Consider the following 19,342-nt stretch of genomic DNA (forward strand, 5'->3'; position numbering starts at 1 on the left):
CTTACCCGGAAAGCATCGTCAGGGCGGGGAGCGACTTTAGGATGCGCCGGCCGCGCCGCCGTACAGCTCGCGGGCGCGGCGGGCCAGGTCCTTGGTCGCCGCCGAGTTCGCCCACGTGCCCAGCACCATCCCGGCGCCCGGCACCACCTTGGCGACCATCCGCTTCGCGGCGCGGACGCCGGCCATCTGGGCCAGCTTCACGCCGAGCTTGAGCATGACGCCGGTGAGCGGACGGTCGGCGGAGCCGGCGAAGAGCCGACTGGCGCGTTCCCGGCCGGCGGCCACGCCCAGTGCGACGCGGGCGGCCTCGGCGGCCTTGTGCACCCGCTGCAGGACCAGCAGGTCGGTGGCGCGGTCGGGGCCGGTCGGGTCGGCGCCGTACGCGGCGGCGATGTGCAGCACCATCCGCGCCTGGGTCCAGGCCAGGACGCCGACGTCCACGACCGCGCCGGGCAGGCCGGTGGCGCCGGAGACGGCACCGGAGAGGCGGGCGTGGTTGAGGAACCGCCGGGCGGCCTGCTGCGCGAGGTCGTCGGCGGAGATGCCGGGGTCCTCCTCCCGCGCCCGCTGGGCCCAGCGCTGGGCCTGCGGGCCGAGGCGGCGGACCGCTTCCAGCGCGAGGTGCTCGGGGGCGTACTGCGGGTCGGCCTTCATGCGGGCCCAGAGGGTCCCGGGGAGGTCCTCGTCGTCGGGGGTGGCGGGGGCGGGGGGTACGGCGGGCTCGGTCACCGGAACGCTCCGAAGGAAGGGGCGGATGGACGGCTGACGCCATTGTGCCTTGCAGATGCACGTGCATCCCATGGATCGGCGAGATCCCACGCTCCGCGGTCGTACAGTGACGCGACAGCCGTGCCGGTTCTGCTCAGGCCGTACCCCGGGGAACCGATTAGCCAACCCGGAAGCCAGGCAGACCATCGAGGGGACGACACGGCATGACGGTCGACGAACGGCAGGTGGAGCGGCTCCGGCCCACTCCCATGCTGCTGACGGCGGCCGCGGTCCTCGTGATCTCGATCGTGCTGTTCGCGGTCAACTACACCGAGCAGCGCACCCAGGTCGTCTGGGGCTGGATGCCGGCGATGCTCGGCACGGCGGTCGCGGGCTGGTCGTGCTGGCGTACGGCGTTCGCGCCCGGCCTGGACCCGGTCACCGCGCGCATCTGGCGGTCCCTGGCGGTCGTCTGCGTGCTCATCGTGCTCGGCGTCACCGGCGACGCCCGCCTCTACGTGGTCAATCCCGCCGCCGGCGACCAGGACCACGACGCGCCCACCTCCGCGGCGTACGCGCTGGCGATGCTCCTGCTGCTGTGGACCCTGCTCCGGCTGCCGATGGCCCGCGGGCGGGAACGCGAACGGGTCATGCTCCGGTTCGTGCTGGACGCCGCCACGGTCTCCATCACGCTGGGCATCTTCTCCTGGTACCTGATCACCCGGGTGCTCGACGCCTGGGCGGCCGACAGCTCGGCGGCCGTACCCCTGCTCATGCTCACCGCCCTGGGCCTGGTCGGCGCGCTGGCCTTCGTCAAGGTCGCGGTCAGCGGCTTCGGCGGCCTGGACCGGGTCGCGCTGCGCCTGCTCGCCGCCGCGGCGGCCGTCGGCGCGATCGGCGGCGGCCTGCTACCGCTGTTCCTCGAGATGCACCCGGGTCTGAGCGGCTCGATGATGTTCATCCCCGCGACCCTGCTGTTCGTCGCGCTCGCCGCGGACCGCCAGCGCCGCGCCGCCGGTACGGACGTGCCGGTACGGCGGCGCCGCTCGTTCAGCGTCGTGCCCTACCTGGCGGTGGCCGCGACCGACGGCCTGCTGCTCATGGTGGGCGGCACGGCCGGGCACGTGGTGCTGACCGTCGCGCTGGCCGCCGTGCTGCTCACCGCGCTCGTGGTGGCGCGTCAGGTCAACGCGCTGGCGGAGAACGGCCGGCTGCTGCGCCGCGTCGACGCGAACCTGCTCGAGCTCAACCGCTACCAGACCCAGCTCAGCCACCGGGCCAACCACGACGACCTGACCGACCTGGCGAACCGCGCCCTGTTCGAGCAGCGGACCCAGGAGGCGCTCGCCGAGGCGGAGACCGGCGCCGGGGCCGGGACGCTCAGCCTGGCGCTGATCGACCTGGACGACTTCAAGGCGATCAACGACCGGCTCGGCCACGCCGTGGGCGACGCGCTGCTGGTCGTGGTCGCCGACCGGCTGCGCGAGGCGGTCCGCACCGATGACGTCGTGGCCCGCCTCGGCGGCGACGAGTTCGGCCTGCTCCTGCGCGGGCTGCGCAGCGACGAGGCGACCGAGGTGCTGGACCGCATCGCCGAGTCGCTGACCCGGCCGGTGCACGCGCTCGGCTACGACCTGCTGGTCAAGGCCAGCATCGGCCTGGCAGAGGTGTGGCCCGGCGCGAGCCCCCAGGAGCTGCTGCGCCGCGCCGACCTGGCCATGTACGCCGCCAAGGAGCGGGGCAAGGGCCGGCACGCCGTCTACGACGCCCGCCTCGAGCAGGACCAGGCGGCCGACGCCCAGCTGGGCGCGGAGCTGCGCCGGGCCCTGGACAACGGCGACTTCACGCTGGTCTACCAGCCGATCGTGGCGCTGCCGGACGGCCGGTGGACCTCGCTGGAGACGCTGATCCGCTGGAAGCACCCCGAGCGCGGCTTCATCGGCCCCGACGTGTTCATCCCGATCGCCGAGCGCACCGGGCTGATCGTGCCGCTGGGCGACTGGATCCTGCGGACCGCGCTGCGCCAGGCCGCCGAGTGGCAGGACCGCTACGGCACGGCCGCCCCGGGCGAGATCGGCGTCAACGTCTCCGCCCGCCAGCTGCGCGAGCCGGGCTTCGCCGCGGACGTCCGGGCGGCGCTGGCCGACACCGGCTTCGACCCGGAGAAGCTGGTGGTCGAGGTGACCGAGACGGCCGTGTTCGACGGCGGCATCGCGCTGGACACCCTGCAGAACCTGGTGACGCTCGGCGTGAAGGTGGCGCTCGACGACTTCGGTACCGGGCACTCGTCGCTCGGCCTGCTGCGGACCTGCCCGGCGGACACCCTCAAGGTCGACAAATCGTTCGTCGACGGGATCGGCGGCCGCTCCGAGGAGGCGGTCATCGCCACCGCGATGATCCAGATCACGAACGGCCTGCACCTGCAGGCGATCGCGGAGGGCGTGGAGACCGCCGAGCAGGCCGAGACCCTCTACCGGCTCGGGTACCGCTTCGCGCAGGGCTACCACTTCTCGCGGCCCCTGTCCCCGGATCAGGTCGACGCCCAGCTCGCCGCGCACAGCGCGCTCGTGGTGTGAGGCCGAACTCCCGGAAACCACCTCAGCGACCACGAACCACAACCGATAGTGAAAAAGGGGACGACTCGCGTCCCCCGCAGCCACCATCGCGAGGTTCGACCACATGCCTTCCGTCGCCCGCCCCACGAGGGCAGCATCGAAGTCCGCGCGCAAGCCCCAGTTCAAGAACCCGCTGGGCGACTGGATCGCCGACCGCTCGCTGAACACGAAGATCATGATCATCGTGGGTGCGATGACGCTCGTCGCGGCCCTGGTGGGCATCGTCGCCCTCGCCCGGCTCGCCGAGGTCAACAACCTGAGCCGGCAGATCGGCGAGCAGAACTTCGGCGCCTCCCAGGATCTGAACAAGATCATCTCGGACGTCGGGACCATGCACGCGCAGACCCTCACGTACGGCCAGTCGCCGTCGCCCGACATCCGGGCCCAGGCCAAGGCGCTGGACGCCCTGATCGCCGCCGACTACACGGCGTACCGGGCGAAGACCGTGGACCCGCGGCTGATGGACCAGACGATCTTTCTCTGGGACAAGTACAAGACGGCCCGTGACGTGTACCTGACGGCAGCGGACGGGGGCAACCCGGCAGCGACACTGGCCGCGCGCGACACCCAGCTGACGCCGGCGATCATCCGCGCCAAGTACAACTTGGACAAGCTCGCGGAGGAGGAACAGGCGGCCGCGAAGGCGCGCATCGCCGAGGCCCAGGACGCGTACAAGTCGGCGCGGACGTTCGTCATCGTCGTGCTCGTGGTCGGCCTGATCCTCGCCACGCTGCTCGGCCTGGCGATCGCGCGGAGCATCGTGAGCCGGGTCAAGGCGCTGTCGGGGATCATCGACAGCATCGCCGCCGGCGACCTGACCCGTACGGCCGGCATGACGAGCAAGGACGAGGTCGGGCGGATGGGCGCCCAGCTCGACCGGGCCACGGCGACGCTGCGCAGCACGATCTCGCAGATCACCGGCAGCAGCCGCACCCTCGCGGGCTCCGCCCAGGAGATGACCGACGTCAGCGGCCGCATCGCCGTCAACGCCGAGCAGACCAGCTCCCGCGCCGAGCAGGTGTCCGCCGCCGCCGGCACGGTCAGCAGCAACGTGGACACCGTCGCCGCCGCCAGCGAGCAGATGACGGCGTCCATCCGCGAGATCGCCACGAGCGCGGCCGACGCGGCCGGGGTGGCCCGCGGCGCGGTCGACGTGGCCCAGTCCGCGAACACCACGGTCGCCAAGCTGGGCGTCTCCTCCGCCGAGGTGGGCAACATCGTCAAGGTGATCACCTCGATCGCCGAGCAGACCAACCTGCTCGCGCTGAACGCGACGATCGAGGCGGCCCGGGCCGGCGAGGCGGGCAAGGGCTTTGCCGTCGTCGCGTCCGAGGTCAAGGACCTGGCCCAGGAGACCGCGAAGGCCACAGAGGAGATCTCGAGCCGGATCCAGGCCATCCAGAACGACACGTCCGCCGCCGTCGACGCCATCGGGGAGATCGCCGCGGTCATCGAGCGGATCAACGCGTACTCGGACACGATCGCCTCGGCGGTCGAGGAGCAGACCGCGACCACGAGCGAGATCGGCCGCAGCGTCTCCGAGGCAGCCGGCGGCTCGACCGACATCGCCCGCACCATCGGCGGCGTGGCCGAGGCGGCGCAGAGCACCAACGAGGGCGTCGCCGAGTCCCGCCGTACCGCCCAGGAGCTGTCCCGCCTGGCCGAGGAGCTGCAGTCGCTGGTGTCGCAGTTCCGCGTCTGATCCCCGCGTACGCCTGAGGAACGCCGCGGCCCGCACCGGGCCGCGGCGTTCGCCGTGAGCGGGAATGAACCGTGCCGGGCGTTTGTTCTCTCCTCATCGCCCGCCGGTTGCGCGGGCGTGGACACGAGGAGGTCTGAAGAGCGTGCTCGACCCACACGGGCTCTACGAGTTGGCCGACGACCTGCCCGAGCTGGACGGCGTGGTACTCGTCCAGGCGCTCACGGGGTTCGTCGACGCGGGCAGCGCCGTGCAGCTGTCCCGCGACCACCTGCTGGAGAACTTCGAGGGGCGGGTGCTGGCGACCTTCGACCTCGACCAGCTCCTGGACTACCGGTCCCGCCGGCCCCCCATGATTTTCGTCGAGGACCACTGGGAGAGCTATGAGACCCCGGCCCTCGCGCTGCACCTGCTGAAGGACCTGACCGGCACGCCGTTCCTGCTGCTCGCCGGCCCCGAGCCGGACCTGCAGTGGGAACGCTTCATCGCGGCCATACGCGGGCTCATCGACCGTTTCGGCGTGTCGGTGACCGTCGGCCTCAACGCGATCCCGATGGCCGTGCCGCACACCCGCCCGCTGAGCGTCACCGCGCACGCCACCGACCGGCGCCTGCTCGGCGAGCACGAGTCCTGGCTGCAGCGGGTGCAGGTACCGGCCAGCGTCGGCAACCTGCTCGAGTTCCGCCTCGGCGAGGCCGGCCACGACGCGATGGGGTACGCCGCGCACGTCCCCCACTACCTCGCTCAGACGACCTACCCGCCCGCCGCGGAGCTGCTCGTCGAGTCGGTCGCCAACACCACCGGGCTGGTCCTGCCGACGGCCGCGCTGCACGAGGCCGCCACCGAGGTGCGCGAGGAGATCGACAAGCAGGTCGCCGACGACGAGCAGGCCGTACGCCTCGTCGCGTCCCTGGAGGCGCAGTACGACGCGTTCGTCCGCGGCCGCGCGAGCAACCTGCTCGCCGAGCCGGACAGCGCCCTGCCGAGCGCGGACGAGCTCGGCGCCGAGCTCGAACGGTTCCTCGCCGAGCAGAGCCGGGACTCGGACTGAGACGCCGCTGCTGCGGCCCCGCGCCCGGGCCGCAGCAGCTCCCTCGCCACCGGGCCGGCGCCTGGCCGCGCCGCGCCGCTCCCCCGCCGGGCCGCGCCGTGGCTGCTTCCCCGCCGCCCGTTTCGCCCAAATCGCCGCCTCGCCGGTGGTGGCTGTCCGATGATGGGTGAACCCAGGGCATAACGAGGGACGGGAGTGCCACGGTGGTCTCATTTCGTTCGCGCGCGGCCGGAGTCCCGGCGCTGCAGGCCGTGCCGCGTGACGTCGAGAGCCTCGAGAAGCTGATCATGGATCTCGACGGCGTGACGGACGAGCAGACCGCCTGGCGGGTCACCGTCGACAGCACGGTGGCCTCGCACAACCTCAGCTACGGCGCGGTGTGGCTGCCCGCCGGGGAAGGCCAGGTCGAGGTCGGCTACGAGACCGGGTCGCTGGTGGACGAGCTGCGGGCGGTGATCGCCGGCAGGCCCGTGCCCATGGACACGGGGCTGGTCGGCCGTGCCGTACGCACCAAGCTGCCGGTGTACGTCGACGCGATGGACCAGTGCCTGGACTGCCAGCGGTGCCAGGCCGCGGCCCACGCCGGGATGGAAGCCGCCGTGGTCACGCCGGTGCTGCAGGACGGCCGGGTCATCGCCGTCCTCGAGTACTACTCCCCCGAACCGCTGTACCTGGAGGGTCCGCGCAGCGAGAAGTGGGCCACCATCGCCCGCATCGCCGAACGGGCCCGGTTCTCCGCGCTGGCTGCCGCCGAGCTGCGCCAGGTCGCCGACGACCGGCTCGCCGTCACCGAGGTCGTCACCGCGCTCGGCGAGGCCCGCGACGTCCCCTCCACCCTGCGGATCGCGCTCGAGTCGGTCCGCAGGGCGTTCGGCTGGGCGTACGGCTCCTACTGGGAGATCGACGAGGGCGACAACCTGCTGAGATTCAAGGTCGAGTCGGGCTCGGCCGGCGACGAGTTCCGCAAGGTCACCCTGGCGGCCACCTTCGCCGAGGGCGTCGGCCTCTCCGGACGCGCGTGGCGAGCCCGCGACCTGGTGTTCGTCCGCGACATCGGCGAGCTCACCGACTGCGTGCGCGCCCCCGCCGCGCAGCGCGCCGGCGTCCGCTCCGGCGTGTGCATGCCGATCTCGAGCCACGGCCGGATCATCGGCACGATGGACTTCTTCACCACCGAGTTCATCGAGCTGTCGGAGTCCCGCGCGTCGGCGCTGCGCAACGTGACCCAGCTGGTGTCCCAGCGGCTCGACATCGTCCGCGGCAACGAGTACGCGGCGGCAAACTCGCGGTCCCTGCTCGACACCGTCTCCCGCCTGCGCGCGGCCAGCGACGACGCGACCCGGGTCGCCCAGGACGCGGTCGCCCGCGCCTCCGAGATGACCCAGGAGGTCGAGGCGCTGGGCCAGGCGTCGGCCGCGATCGGCGACGTTATCAAGATCATCTCGTCGATCGCCGACCAGACCAACCTGCTCGCGCTCAACGCGACGATCGAGGCCGCCCGCGCCGGCGAGGTCGGCCGCGGCTTCGCCGTCGTCGCCGGGGAGGTCAAGGACCTTGCCCGGGAGACCGCCGAGGCCACCCAGCGGGTGTCGGAACAGATCAACGGCATCCAGAACAGCACGCGTACGGTCTCCGCCGGCATCCTGACCACCAGCGACACCATCGGGCAGATCAGCGCGGTCCAGGAGCGGATGAACGAGGTGCTCGAGGAGCAGGCCCGGATGGCGTCGACGCTGCAGACCTAGGCTAGGTCGTCAGCGGGAGCCAGTCGAGGACGGTCCGGATCTGGGCGTCCCAGTAGCCCCACTCGTGATCGCCCGGTCCGAAGGCCGCGTCGACGGCGACCCCGTGGCGGCGGCAGGCGGCGAGGAAGCGCTCGTTCTGCGCGACCAGGTAGTCCTCCGTGCCGCAGCGCAGCATGAGCTCGGGCAGATCACCGCCGGCCCGCCGCTGCTGCAGCAGGTGCAGCAGGTCGTCGTCCGTGCCGGCGACCGGACGGCCGCCGAACACCCGGGCCATCAGCTCGCTGATGTGCGGGCGCTTGTCCCACTCCGCCATGTACGCCAGGTCCAGCACGCCCGAGAGGCTCGCGGCGGCGGCGAAGCGCTCGGGCTGCCGGAGCGCCCATTTGAAGGCGCCGTACCCGCCCATCGAGAGGCCGGCGACGAAGGTGTCCTCGCGCCGGGTGGAGACCCGGAAGAACGACGACACCACGGACGGCAGCTCCTCGGAGAGGAACGTCCAGAACTTGAGGCCGTACCGCTCGTCGGCGTAGAAGCTGCGGTGCACCTGCGGCATGACGACGGCCAGGCCCTTCGCGGCGGCGTACCGCTCGATCGACGTGTACCGCGTCCAGGCGGTGTCGTCGTCGGTGAGGCCGTGCAGCAGATAGAGCACGGGCGGCGCGGCGTCGGACGCGCGACCGGCGAGACCGATCTGGGTGCTCGCGGTCTGCGGCAGCAGCACTGTCATCGAGGTGCCGAGCGCCAGCACCTCGGACGAGAAGTCACAGCGGATCAGGGCCATGCCCCGAGTATCAGCCATCGATGATCACCCGGCGTTGCTACCGTGCCCGCATGCCGTCGTACACCGTGATCGCCCACTACCGCACGACCGAAGCCGACGCCCCTACGGTTCGCGAGGTCCTGAGCCGGCACGCCGCGGCGAGCGCGGCCGAGCCGGGGTGCGTGACGTTCACCGCGCACCAGCACGCGGACGACCCGACCCGCTTCGTGCTCTACGAGGTCTACGCCGACGAGGCAGCCTTCACCGCCCACCGGGCCACCCCGCACTTCCGCGACAACATCGAGGGGATCGTCGTCCCGCTCCTGCTCGAACGGACCTGGACCGCACTGTCCACGATCGAGCACCGCCCGTCATAGGTCACCGGGTTTCCCGGTACCAGGCCTCGACAAGCTCCAACGGGCGACGGCGACCGGTGAACACCGCGATCGGGTCACGGACGTCGTAGGTCCGGCGGGCATCGGCGGGCGGAGCCGTGAGTCGGTTGATCATGAAGGGTGCCAGCCAGAAGTACTTCGCGGCGCCGGTGAGACGGATCGCGCGCCGAACGGTGGCGGCGTCCACCACGCCGGCGAGGCCGCGGAGATACCCGGTGGTGACCCGTTCGACGACCTCGTCGAGCAGCGCCAGATCGACCAGCCCGTCGAAGAACGTGTCGAGGATGAGGTTGGCCGCGTCCTCGCCGAGCGGTCCGGGGCCGACGAAGCTCCAGTCCAGCAGCACCGGTCCCGAGCCGTCGATGATCACGTTGGTCGGCCACACGTCGTGGTGGCAGAGGGTGCGGGGCAGCTCGTCCGTGGCACGCAACAGGTCGTGCCGCCGTACCCAGAGATCCCGCAGCCCGGCCCGCAGCCCGGCCGGCCAGGCAGCCGCCGCTGTGGGGTGCTCCCAGGCAACCGGTGCGGTGACGGGGCGGGTCGTGGTGTAGTCGCGCAGCCAGTCGCGTGACAACCAGGAGGCGCGGTGGCGCCGGCCCAGCCACGCCGCATGCCCGGCGCCGAGCCGCTCGGCGAAGTCACCCAGCATCGTGGGCGTGGCTGCAGTGCCGGGGATGCCGGAGACATGCTCCAGCCACAGAGCGATCGAGCCGTCGGGCCGTTCCGTCCACTCCGCCAGGGCCGGAGCGCGGATGCCCGCCGCCGCGAAGGCCGTCGAGGCCAGTCCGTCGCGGTAGGCCAGGGCTTCCCGCCGCCAGTAGTTCCAGTGCCCCGGATCGGCGCTCGTCGCCCAGTGTGCGGGCACCCCGTCCCGGCCGGGCGGAGTCACGATCTTCAAGATCACAGTGCGGCCGTCGCCGTTCACCCGCCAGACACCGCCGGTCGCCCCGTTGAGCGGGTTGTGGGCCAGCAGCTCGGACTCCCACTGCCGGCCCACGAGATCGGCAGGCGGGTTCATCGGGCCATCGTACGTATCGCCGGACGGCTCCCCCGGCCGCTCACGGCACGGTTGGGAATGTCGTACCCGTCGATTAGAATGTATGTACGAAAACAGCCTCTGAGCTGCGGGGAGATCACCGTGACCGTGCCCGTTCTGCCCTCTTCGACCCCTGCGATTCCGCCGTACGCGACGATGCTCGGCTTCACCCGCTACGTGGCCCGCACCGGCCCGGCGAAGGCCACGTTCGTCGGCGGCCTGCGCCGCCAGCGCGAGCGCCGCACCGGCTTCAACCCGCACGGCCAGCTCGTCAAGGCGCTCAAGGCGGACGTCGCGTTCCGCACCGGCGGCACCTACCTGACGGGCGTCACCGAGCTGGTCAAGCCGCGCTGGAAGCCGCTCTACGAGGCGGTCAGCGCCGGCGCCCTGACCTACCTCCACTCACTGGGCGACCCCGAGAACGTCAGCCTCGCCCAGACCCGCGAGGCCCTCGCCTCCGTCGGCCCCCTCGCCGTGAAGATCAACCCCCACTTCGGCCTCCGGTACGAGGACGGCCGCCGCGAAGCGGTCCGCCTCCACTTCGACGAGGAACCGCCGACCCCCGAAGCGATCACCGCGACCCTCCACCTGATGGCCCGCCACATGGACCAGATCCTCCCCAACGCCGACCCGGTCCTCGTCGACCTCCGGCGCGGCACAACCCACCGCCTGGACCCGGCGGCCAAGACCGGAGACGTGGAGCGCTGGCTGGCCGGGGAGGCAGCGGCCTTCACCGCGATGTGGGCAGCCACGGCGGCCTGAGCGTCGCACCCCGGCCCGCCTCCTCCCGGCCCGCCTCCTCCCGGCGGGCCGGGGTGGACTTTGGGGGCCGGGCTGCTGCTTTTTGTGCGCAGATCCCGGATCGCGCGCCGTGCATCGGGTCGCGGCCCCGAATCGGATCGCGGGCCGGGTGGCGGCCTGCGGACCGGGTCGCGGACAGCGGGCCGGTCGCGGGCGCGGGCCGGTCGCGGGCGCGGACCGGTCGCGGGCGCGGACCGGTCGCGGGCCGGGTCGCGGACAGCGGGCCGGGGTCGCGGACAGCGGGCCGGGGTCGCGGACAGCGGGCCGGTCGCGGGCGCGGACCGGTCGCGGGCCGGGTCGCGGACGGCGGGCCGGGCGACGACAGGCCGCGCGGTTCGTCCTCGCCGTGCTCCTCCGTCCTGCTCAGCATCGCCACCGCCAAGGATCGCCACCGACCCGCCGACCCCGCACGCACGTCGACATCGGGCGACACGGACCCGGCCGTGCCGCACGCCGCGAACCCGCGACGCCGTACGCCGCAGACCCGCCGGCATCAGGCGGCGCGGACCTGTCGATGCCGCATGCCGCGGACCCGCCACCATCGGGCGGCGTGGGTGTCTCCTGATTGCGGAGTGGTTGCGAGTGGGTTGCGCGTACCCGGTTCGCTCGCCGGCGGATGGTGGATCGTCCGAACGGTCCGGAATTGTTTGGGTTTCGGAGTGGGAACTTCTTAGGTGCAGCGCGGTTGCGACGATGTCTCCGGTGTCAGCAGGAAGCAAGGCGTCGGGGGGCGTTGGGCATGTCGGTGATCGGGCGGGTAACCGGAAATCTGATGGTGGCGGCGGCGGGGATCGCCGGGGTCTCGGTTGTGGCGCCCGCGCCCGCCGCCGCTGCCGTGCCGAGCATGCCGAGCCTGGTCGCGTACGTGCGCAGCGGGGATGTGTACGTCAGCAAGGGCACCGCGGAGACGCGGGTGACCACCGGGGGTGGATGGGCGCGGCCGCGGTGGTCGGCGGACGGCCGGTCGATCGCGCTGCTGCGGAACGGTCAGTTGTGGACCATGAAGGCCGACGGCAGCGGGAAGCGGCGGCTCACCACGCGGGCCGCGGCCGGGCCGTCGTGGTCGGCGGACGGCTCGTGGATCGCGTTCGCCTCGCTGTCCTGCTCCGGCGGGCCGGGGGTGTACCGGATCTCGGCGACGGTTGCCGGCGCGCAGCCGCAGGTGCTGTTCCCGAGCTACTGCCGCGATGAGGAGCTGCCCGCCGAGCCGGCCGCGACGGCCGCCGCGACGGGGTCGCTGAGCGAGCGGCTCCGGTACGACGACGCCGTGGCCTGGTCGCCCGACGGCAGCAGGATCGCGTTCCGGGGCGGGGACTGCGAGTCGATCTACGACGCCTGCCTGAGCGTCGGCACGGTGGCCACCGGCGGCGAGAAGACCGTCGCGGCGTACGGGGGCGGCAGCCGGCAGAACTCCGGTTTCGCGGTCGTCCCCTGCTGGCGCGCCGACGGGGCGAAGCTGGCGTGGACGGCGTACCAGAAGGGCGAGACCGCGGCGGACGACCAGCCCGTGCACGTCGAGGAGTACGACACCGCGACGGGCGCGAAGCGTACGGTCGGCGCGAGCCAGGACCGGGAGCTTGCGTACGTGGACAGCACCCGCGCCGTGGTGACCGGAACGTACAAGAGCGGCTCGTGGGTGATGGTGGTCAACCTGTCCACCGGCGCGCGTACGCCGTTCCACCAGGGCTCGCAGCCCAGCGTCCAGCCGAAGCGGTAACGACCAGATGGCAGGCGGCCGGTCCGGGGATCCCGGGCCGGCCGCCTATTCTGGGCCGTGATGAGCCAGATGACCAGCGACCCGGCCGGGCGGCCGATCCGGACGTTCCACCCGCGCCGGGGCCGGATGAGCAACCGGCACGCGGACGCCTTCGCGGAGCAGTGGCCCCGGCTGGGCCTGACCGTCATCGATGGGGACCGCACTCCCCTCGACCTCACGGAGCTCTTCGGCCGCGACGCTCCGCGCGTACTCGAAATCGGTTTCGGGATGGGTGAGTCGACCGCCGAGATGGCCGCCGCGGACCCCGGACGGGATCATCTCGGGGTCGAGGTGCACACGCCGGGCATCGGGAACCTGCTGGCGCTGGTCGCCGAGCGGGGGCTGACCAACGTCCGGGTCGCGCACGGCGACGCGATGGAGCTGGTCCGGCGGCTGCCGGCGGGCAGCCTCGACGCCGTGCACAGCTTCTTTCCCGATCCGTGGCCGAAGGCCCGGCATCACAAGCGCCGGCTGATCTCGCCGGGGAACGTCGCGCTGCTGCGTGAGCGGCTCCGGCCCGGCGGCACGCTGCACTGCGCGACCGACTGGGCCCATTACGCCGAGGCGATGCGGGAGACGCTCGACGGGGATACCGGCCTGGTCAACGCGTACGGCGGGTACGCGCCCCGGCCCGGGCACCGGCCGCGGACGAAGTTCGAGGATCGGGGCGTACGGGCCGGGCGGGAGATCTTCGATCTCGTGTACCGGCGGCGCTGAGCGAGTTCGCCGGTTTTATCGCTTTCGCCCCCGTACGCTGGAGGCGGAGGTCCGCGCATGCCACGAAGTGATCTTGGCCTCGAGCGCCAGGATGGGCCGGACCGCGTCGGGGATCCGGGCGGCACGGAACACGACCCGCCGTCCGAGCCGAACGCCGGCCGGGACGAGGCGAGCCGCACGTCCGCCCCCGGTGGTACGCCGACCCCGGCCACCGCGTCGGCAACGATCCCCGGTCCGGGCCACGGCGTCCTGGCCCTGGGCGCCGCCGACCACCTCGCCGCCCTGCTCGCCCGGTCGGTCCGCGCGCACAGCGGCCTGGTGCACTTCGTCGACGGCGACCGGCTCCGGCTGTACGGCGGCTTCCGGCTGGAGCTGCAACGGGAGGACTTCCGCGACATCCCGATCGCCGACACGCTGGGCGGCATCGTCGTGACGACCGGAAAGCCGCTGGTCATCAGCGACGTCGCCACCGACGAACGGGTGCCCGCCGCCTCCCCGGTCCGGGCCAACCGGCTCATCGGGGGCTACCTGGGCCATCCGATCCGCGACGAGCACGGCACCGTGCTCGGGGTGTGCTGCGCGTTCGACGTGCAGCCGCGGGAGTGGACCGCCGACGAGGACGCCGCCGTCGCCGAGGCCGCGCAGGTCGGCACGCTGCTGATCACCGAGCAGCTCGCCCGGCACGAGGTGGACAAGCAGCGCCGGTTCCTCGACGCCGTCCTGGACAACCTGCACGACGGGGTCACGGCCTGCGATGCCGACGGGCGGGTCGTGCTGGTCAACGCCCGGATGCAGCAGCTGTGGGACGGCGCCGGGATCTCCGCCGAGCCCGGCCCGGACGGCACCATCGCCGGGCTCAGCGACGCGGACGGCAAGCCGATCACGCCGGAAAGCATCTCGCTGTTGCGCGCGCTGCGGGGCGAGCGTCTGCGCGACCACGAGCTGGTGCTGTCGGGGCACGGCCGGCGGACCCGGTACTACATGGTCGACGCGACACCGATCACCGGGCCGGACGGGCGTACGCTCGGCGCGGTCCAGGCCGTCCAGGACGTCACCCGGCGCAAGCGGGCCGAGCGGTTCCGCACCTGCGAGCTCAGCGTGATCACGGCGCTGTCCGGGGCGGCCGACATGGCGGCCGCCGGCCCGCGCGTGCTCGAAGCCGTGGTCAGGACGCTGGGCTGGACGCACGCCGAGCTGTGGCTGGTCGACGAGGCGGCCCAGGTCGTCCGGTCGGTCGCGCACTGGAACGCGCCCGGGTGGGACGGGCGCATCGAGGTGCCGGCGGAGCTGCCGTACGGGACGGGCCTGGCCGGACGGGTCTGGCAGGCCGGCAAGCCGCTGTGGATCCGGGACGTCGGCCTGCCGCAGAGCCTGATCTCCGCCGCGACCGCCGAGGGTTCGCGGCTGCACGCGGCCCTGGCGCTCCCCGTGCGGCACGGGCTGGAACCGCTCGGCGTGCTCACGGTCTTCGCCGACACCGTGGAGAACCCGGACGACGAGCTGGTCACGCTCATGTCCGGCATCGCGGCGCACATCGGCCAGTTCGTGGAGAGCCGGGTGGTCGAGGACCTGCAGCGCCAGCTCACCCGCAGCAAGAACGACTATCTGGCGCTCATCGGGCACGAACTGCGGACGCCGCTGACGTCGATCGGCGCGTACACCGAGCTGCTGCGCGAGGCGGACTCCGAGACGCTGACCCGGGACGGTCCGGCGATGCTGGAGGTGATCGACCGCAACACCACGGCGCTGCGGCACATCATCAACGAGCTGCTGGAACTCTCCGCACTGGACACCGGGCACGCGGCCGTCCAGCTGACGCCGCTCGACCTGGCAGAGGTCGTCCGCGAGGCGCTGGCGAGCGCACGCAAGGCGGTCGAGGGCGAGCCGCTGCAGATCGCGGAGGAGCTTCCCGACCGGCTCGTCGTGCCGGGCGACCGGCGCCGGCTGCGGCAGGTCGTGGACAACCTGGTCGGCAACGCGATCAAGTACAGCCCGGACGGCGGCCGGATCACCGTACGGCTGCGGGCCGCCGGCGGCGCCGCCGAGCTGGCCGTCTCGGACACCGGCATCGGCGTGTCCGCCGACGAGCGGGAGAAGATGTTCACCGGGCTCTACCGGACGAGCCGGGCCCGCGACCGGGCCATTCCGGGTACGGGGCTGGGCCTCACGCTGAGCCGGGCCGTGGTGCACCGCCACCACGGCAGCATCGCGCTGACCGAGCACGACGGTCCGGGCACGACGGTGCTGGTGCGGCTCCCGCTCGAGACCCGTTGACAACCTGTTGACAATTTTCCCCCTGGTCAGGGGTGGTTCGCGGGACGAGGATGACCTCCATGACCCGGTGGACCCCAGACCCCACGTTCTACGCCTCGCCGCGTGACGCCGTGCAGGCTCCCGCCGAGCAGCTCGCCTACGTCGCGGCCTTCGACCGCGCCGCCGAGAAGCCCGACGCCATCGCCGTCGTGGACACCGATCCCGCTTCCGGCGCGTACGGGACGGTCGTGGGCTGGACCGACCTCCCGCACACCGGCGACGAGCTGCACCACTTCGGCTGGAACGCGTGCTCGAGCGCGCTGTGCCCGTCCGCGCCGCACCCGCACGTGGAACGCCGCTACCTGATCGTGCCTGGCCTGCGGTCCTCGCGGATCTACGTGCTCGACACCAAGGACGATCCGCGCAACCCGAGGCTGGTCAAGGAGATCCCGGCGGAGGACCTGGCCACGAAGGCGGGCTACTCGCGGCCGCACACGATCCACTGCGGACCGGACGGCATCTACGTGTCCGCGCTGGGCGGCGGCTCCACCGAGGGCCCGGGCGGCATCGCGGTTCTCGACCACACCACGTTCGAGGTACGCGGCGCCTGGGAGAACGACCGCGGCGACCAGTACTTCGCGTACGACTTCTGGTGGCACCTGACCCGCGACGTGCTGGTGTCGTCGGAGTGGGGCACGCCGTCGATGATCGAGGACGGCATCAACCCGGAACTGCTGGTCGGCCGCAAGTACGGTCACAGCATCCACTTCTGGGACCTCGCCAAGCGCACCCTCGTGCAGACCGTCGACCTCGGCGACCAGTACCAGATGCCCCTCGAACTGCGCCCGGCCCACGACCCGCGCAAGGAGTACGGCTTCGTCGGCGTTGTGACCAGCGTCGAGGACCTGTCCGCGTCCGTGTGGGTGTGGCATCGCGACAACGGGGAGTTCACGGTCACGAAGGTCATCGACATCCCCGCCGAGCCCGCGGAGGCCGCCGACCTGCCGCCGGCGCTGCAGCCGTTCGGGGCCGTGCCGCCGCTGGTCACCGACATCGACCTCTCCGTCGACGACCGTTTCCTCTACGTCTCGTGCTGGGGCACAGGTGAGCTCAAGCAGTTCGACGTCGCCGACCCGTTCCACCCGCGGGAGACCGGCTCGATCCGGCTCGGCGGCGTGACCGGTCGCGTGCCGCACCCGTCCGCCCCGGACGAGCGCCTCGCCGGCGGCCCGCAGATGGTGGAAATCAGCCGCGACGGCAAGCGCGTCTACGTCACCAACTCGCTGTACGGCTCCTGGGACGACCAGTTCTACCCGCACGGCGTCGGCGCCTGGATGGCGAAGATCGACGTGGACACCGAGAACGGTGGCATGACGCTGGACGAGCGCTTCTTCCCGCACGGCGACGACTTCCGCGGGCTGCGGGTGCACCAGACCCGGCTGCAGGGCGGCGACGCCTCGTCCGACTCGTACTGCTTCCCGTGACGGCTGGTCAGCTCGCCGCCCTCGCCGCCCTCGGCGCGTTCCACGGCCTCAACCCCGCGATGGGCTGGCTCTTCGCGGTGGCCCGCGGCATGCAGGAAGGCAGCCGTACGGTCCTCCTACGCTCCCTGCCCCCCATCGCCGCCGGTCACCTCGCCTCGGTGGCGATCGTGGCGGCGGTGGTCTCGGCGACGCAGTCGGCGGTGGTCGGCAACGTCGTGTCCATCACGGGCGGGGTGCTCCTGGTCGGCTTCGGCCTGTGGCGGCTGCTGTCCGAACGCCACTTCCGGTGGGCGGGCATGCGCCTGTCCCAAGCCCAGCTCGCCGGCTGGTCCTTCCTCATGTCCTCCGCACACGGCGCCGGTCTGATGCTCCTCCCGGTCCTGGCGACGACCCCCATGCCCACCGGCCCGCACACGGCACACACAGTGGCGGCGGCGCCGGGCGGTGCGCTGCAGGGCCTGCTGGCCGCGGGCGTGCACACGGTGGCGATGTTCGCGGTGATGGGCGGCTGCGCGGTGCTGGTGTACGAGTTCGTGGGGCTGAAAGTGTTGCGCCGGGCATGGTTCAACGTGGACAAGTTGTGGGCCGGAGTGCTGGTGGCGGCGGGTGCGCTGACGATCGCGCTGACGGCATGAAGACGGGCGGGCCGCTCACGGCCCGCCCGTTCGGGTCGATGGACTCCCCGCACCGACCTCAACCTGCGACCACCTGTGACCCGGCGTGGCGGCTGAAGGCATAGGCCGCGGGGCCGCTTCGTATCCGCGGTCAGTCGTTGGGCCGCCGGTCATATGCCGCCAGCGTCGCCTTGCTGGTGCTGCCGTCTTGGAACGTCAGTGCCCAAGGGCCCGTGTTGACATCGGAGTCGGAACCGAAGCCGACCCACTTCCCGACGAGCCGCCGCCCACTCGGCTCAGCAAGCAGCTGGATCGCCCCGTGGTAGCGGGCGCCCTTGTAGTAGCCAGTACGCGCGGTGTCCTCGACCCACGTGCCGGTGATGATTGATCCGTCGACGGTGAGGTCCATACCCATGGACGAGTCGGCGGACCCCGCCAGGCTACGCACGGTCAGGCGGTCGTTGTGCTGCAGCAGGACGACGTAGTGCTGACTGACGAACATCTGCTCGCGTCCACTGGAGAAGAACTCGTACCTGCTCAACCACACTCCGCTGTAGTTGCTCTGTGGTGACCGGATGGCTCCCGCACTGGGCGGCGGTGTGCGGACCTCGAGGTCGTGGCCGCCACGGCCGTCGTCGACAACGAAAGAGTCCGTTCCAGCGGGGAACCCGAGGGATTCGATCGGCACCCCGGTGACCATCTCCAAAGCGCGGGCGTATCCGGGTCGCGGGGTGGTGATCTCCCCCGCCTCGAGGCGTTGCACGTAACGCTTGGAAGCCGAGTTGGGCTTGCCGATGCGGGCGCCGGCGGCCCGCAGCTCGCGGGCGAAGTCGTCCTGGCTCAGCCGCATGCTCCGTCGTCGCGGCGGGCGTCAGGAGGGCGGCATCGTCTGTCTATGCATCTACTCATTGCTTCGCATCGACGAATACGGGTCACGATGCTCCATCCCTCGGTACTCCAGGCCACTGCACCTCCCCATTCGCTTCGATGAGCACGGGGGCGGCAAGGGGGTGCATCCCTATTCGCGGCTGACAACCTCAGCCAGAGCGCTCCCATTGGAGGTCACATGCGGCTTCAACAAAGCTGGTCGCTTGCCGCCGGCCCACGTGTTCTGCCTGATCGCCCCACCGCGGGCGGTGCACGAATTGTCGTTCCAGCTTGCGGTGCCTCCGGAGGAAACATCTGCCGGGCATGCGGTGGCAGAGGCAGCAAGATGGAGCAGGTCCAGCGTGTCGACGGCTGCTCACGATGCGGTGGCAGCGGACAGCGGCGCATGGGCAAGACAGTCGTGAACTGTGGGACTTGCGGCGGCAGGGGCGGCGTCACCCGCACTCAGCATGTGCAGACGCCGTGCAGGTCATGCGGCGGATCAGGGCGCAAGTGAGAGGATGACGCCATGGATGACGTGTTGACCCCTGGTCCGGGCGACGACCCGCAGACCCCGCCGCAGGGTTACAACGCGGTCGAGTGCCCAGCCTGCTCCACTGAGCACATCAAGCCGTCTGCGGCGGCGACGGCCCTCGCCGTGAGCGTCCGTGCTCAGCACGGCGCGACCTTCTGCTCGACGTGCAACGGCCAGCAGTGGGTGTGGGCACGGAAGTCGTTGTCGGTGTGACGGATGACTCGGCACGCTCTGCGCATCGTCTGACGCAGGCGGGTCCACGCCGATGAGAGCCGGGCGGCGCGGCCGCCCGGCTCCACTCACATT

General features: G+C 71.9%; 16 protein-coding genes. 12 read left to right on the forward strand and 4 right to left on the reverse strand.

Annotated elements, in window-relative coordinates:
• Positions 1 to 36 precede the first annotated feature (36 nt).
• On the reverse strand, positions 37 to 801 hold the full coding sequence (locus IT780_RS22890; protein ID WP_199513668.1) for an EcsC family protein: 765 nt from the start codon (positions 799 to 801) through the stop codon (positions 37 to 39).
• 131 nt (positions 802 to 932) lie between these two features.
• Between IT780_RS22890 and IT780_RS22895 the strand changes: the two genes are divergently transcribed.
• The 4 genes from IT780_RS22895 (at position 933) to IT780_RS43215 (ending at position 7,818) form a co-directional block, all read left to right on the forward strand.
• Positions 933 to 3,284: a putative bifunctional diguanylate cyclase/phosphodiesterase gene (locus tag IT780_RS22895; protein ID WP_199513669.1), complete on the forward strand. Its 2,352-nt coding sequence runs from the start codon at positions 933 to 935 to the stop codon at positions 3,282 to 3,284.
• A gap of 103 nt (positions 3,285 to 3,387) precedes the next feature.
• The gene (locus IT780_RS22900; RefSeq protein WP_199513670.1) at positions 3,388 to 5,025 is read left to right on the forward strand and encodes a methyl-accepting chemotaxis protein; all 1,638 of its coding nucleotides are present in this window, start codon (positions 3,388 to 3,390) and stop codon (positions 5,023 to 5,025) included.
• Positions 5,026 to 5,167: 142 nt separating this feature from the next.
• Positions 5,168 to 6,073: a proteasome assembly chaperone family protein gene (locus IT780_RS22905; RefSeq protein WP_199513671.1), complete on the forward strand. Its 906-nt coding sequence runs from the start codon at positions 5,168 to 5,170 to the stop codon at positions 6,071 to 6,073.
• Between the two features lie 203 nt (positions 6,074 to 6,276).
• Positions 6,277 to 7,818, forward strand: a complete 1,542-nt coding sequence (locus IT780_RS43215; protein WP_307831320.1) for a GAF domain-containing protein — start codon at positions 6,277 to 6,279, stop codon at positions 7,816 to 7,818.
• Position 7,819: 1 nt separating this feature from the next.
• Here the strand turns inward: IT780_RS43215 and IT780_RS22915 are convergent, their stop codons facing one another.
• Positions 7,820 to 8,599: an alpha/beta hydrolase gene (locus IT780_RS22915; protein ID WP_199513672.1), complete on the reverse strand. Its 780-nt coding sequence runs from the start codon at positions 8,597 to 8,599 to the stop codon at positions 7,820 to 7,822.
• A gap of 50 nt (positions 8,600 to 8,649) precedes the next feature.
• Here IT780_RS22915 and IT780_RS22920 point away from each other — a divergent pair, with 50 nt between their 5' ends.
• Positions 8,650 to 8,955 carry a putative quinol monooxygenase gene (locus IT780_RS22920; protein WP_199513673.1) on the forward strand — a complete coding sequence of 102 codons (306 nt, stop codon included), beginning with the start codon at positions 8,650 to 8,652 and terminating at the stop codon, positions 8,953 to 8,955.
• A gap of 1 nt (position 8,956) precedes the next feature.
• On the opposite strand, the gene IT780_RS22925 is transcribed toward IT780_RS22920, so the two are convergent.
• Positions 8,957 to 9,991 carry a phosphotransferase gene (locus tag IT780_RS22925; RefSeq protein WP_199513674.1) on the reverse strand — a complete coding sequence of 345 codons (1,035 nt, stop codon included), beginning with the start codon at positions 9,989 to 9,991 and terminating at the stop codon, positions 8,957 to 8,959.
• Between the two features lie 114 nt (positions 9,992 to 10,105).
• On the opposite strand from IT780_RS22925, the gene IT780_RS22930 reads away from it, so the two are divergent.
• The 6 genes from IT780_RS22930 (at position 10,106) to IT780_RS22955 (ending at position 17,655) form a co-directional block, all read left to right on the forward strand.
• Positions 10,106 to 10,771, forward strand: a complete 666-nt coding sequence (locus IT780_RS22930) for a hypothetical protein (protein ID WP_372443777.1) — start codon at positions 10,106 to 10,108, stop codon at positions 10,769 to 10,771.
• Between the two features lie 778 nt (positions 10,772 to 11,549).
• The gene (locus tag IT780_RS22935) at positions 11,550 to 12,527 is read left to right on the forward strand and encodes a TolB family protein (RefSeq protein WP_199513675.1); all 978 of its coding nucleotides are present in this window, start codon (positions 11,550 to 11,552) and stop codon (positions 12,525 to 12,527) included.
• A 69-nt stretch (positions 12,528 to 12,596) separates the two neighbouring features.
• Positions 12,597 to 13,283 (forward strand): tRNA (guanosine(46)-N7)-methyltransferase TrmB, encoded by a 687-nt coding sequence (trmB, locus tag IT780_RS22940; RefSeq protein WP_199513761.1) that lies wholly within the window; start codon positions 12,597 to 12,599, stop codon positions 13,281 to 13,283.
• 57 nt (positions 13,284 to 13,340) lie between these two features.
• Positions 13,341 to 15,557: an ATP-binding protein gene (locus IT780_RS22945; protein WP_199513676.1), complete on the forward strand. Its 2,217-nt coding sequence runs from the start codon at positions 13,341 to 13,343 to the stop codon at positions 15,555 to 15,557.
• Between the two features lie 59 nt (positions 15,558 to 15,616).
• The gene (locus IT780_RS22950) at positions 15,617 to 17,020 is read left to right on the forward strand and encodes a selenium-binding family protein (RefSeq protein ID WP_199513677.1); all 1,404 of its coding nucleotides are present in this window, start codon (positions 15,617 to 15,619) and stop codon (positions 17,018 to 17,020) included.
• Entirely contained in the window at positions 17,017 to 17,655 is a 639-nt protein-coding gene (locus tag IT780_RS22955) for a hypothetical protein (RefSeq protein WP_199513678.1), read from the forward strand. Before IT780_RS22950 ends, IT780_RS22955 begins: the two co-directional genes overlap by 4 nt.
• 130 nt (positions 17,656 to 17,785) lie before the next feature.
• Here the strand turns inward: IT780_RS22955 and IT780_RS22960 are convergent, their stop codons facing one another.
• Positions 17,786 to 18,484, reverse strand: a complete 699-nt coding sequence (locus IT780_RS22960; protein ID WP_199513679.1) for an XRE family transcriptional regulator — start codon at positions 18,482 to 18,484, stop codon at positions 17,786 to 17,788.
• Positions 18,485 to 19,030: 546 nt separating this feature from the next.
• Between IT780_RS22960 and IT780_RS22965 the strand changes: the two genes are divergently transcribed.
• Positions 19,031 to 19,249: a hypothetical protein gene (locus tag IT780_RS22965; RefSeq protein ID WP_199513680.1), complete on the forward strand. Its 219-nt coding sequence runs from the start codon at positions 19,031 to 19,033 to the stop codon at positions 19,247 to 19,249.
• The last annotated feature ends 93 nt before the right edge of the window (positions 19,250 to 19,342 follow it).

Source organism: Nucisporomicrobium flavum (assembly GCF_016464385.1).
Lineage (GTDB): Bacteria > Actinomycetota > Actinomycetes > Mycobacteriales > Micromonosporaceae > Actinoplanes > Actinoplanes flavus_A.

Bases quoted from the DNA above. Each gene is read 5' to 3' on its own strand.
- IT780_RS22890 (WP_199513668.1), bottom strand. From the start codon at position 801: ATGGGATGCACGTGCATCTGCAAGGCACAATGGCGTCAGCCGTCCATC.
- IT780_RS22925 (WP_199513674.1), bottom strand. From the start codon at position 9,991: ATGAACCCGCCTGCCGATCTCGTGGGCCGGCAGTGGGAGTCCGAGCTG.
- IT780_RS22900 (WP_199513670.1), top strand. From the start codon at position 3,388: ATGCCTTCCGTCGCCCGCCCCACGAGGGCAGCATCGAAGTCCGCGCGC.
- IT780_RS22895 (WP_199513669.1), top strand. From the start codon at position 933: ATGACGGTCGACGAACGGCAGGTGGAGCGGCTCCGGCCCACTCCCATG.
- IT780_RS22920 (WP_199513673.1), top strand. From the start codon at position 8,650: ATGCCGTCGTACACCGTGATCGCCCACTACCGCACGACCGAAGCCGAC.
- IT780_RS22960 (WP_199513679.1), bottom strand. From the start codon at position 18,484: ATGCGGCTGAGCCAGGACGACTTCGCCCGCGAGCTGCGGGCCGCCGGC.
- IT780_RS22915 (WP_199513672.1), bottom strand. From the start codon at position 8,599: ATGGCCCTGATCCGCTGTGACTTCTCGTCCGAGGTGCTGGCGCTCGGC.
- IT780_RS22965 (WP_199513680.1), top strand. From the start codon at position 19,031: ATGGATGACGTGTTGACCCCTGGTCCGGGCGACGACCCGCAGACCCCG.
- IT780_RS22935 (WP_199513675.1), top strand. From the start codon at position 11,550: ATGTCGGTGATCGGGCGGGTAACCGGAAATCTGATGGTGGCGGCGGCG.
- IT780_RS22945 (WP_199513676.1), top strand. From the start codon at position 13,341: ATGCCACGAAGTGATCTTGGCCTCGAGCGCCAGGATGGGCCGGACCGC.
- IT780_RS22950 (WP_199513677.1), top strand. From the start codon at position 15,617: ATGACCCGGTGGACCCCAGACCCCACGTTCTACGCCTCGCCGCGTGAC.
- trmB (WP_199513761.1), top strand. From the start codon at position 12,597: ATGACCAGCGACCCGGCCGGGCGGCCGATCCGGACGTTCCACCCGCGC.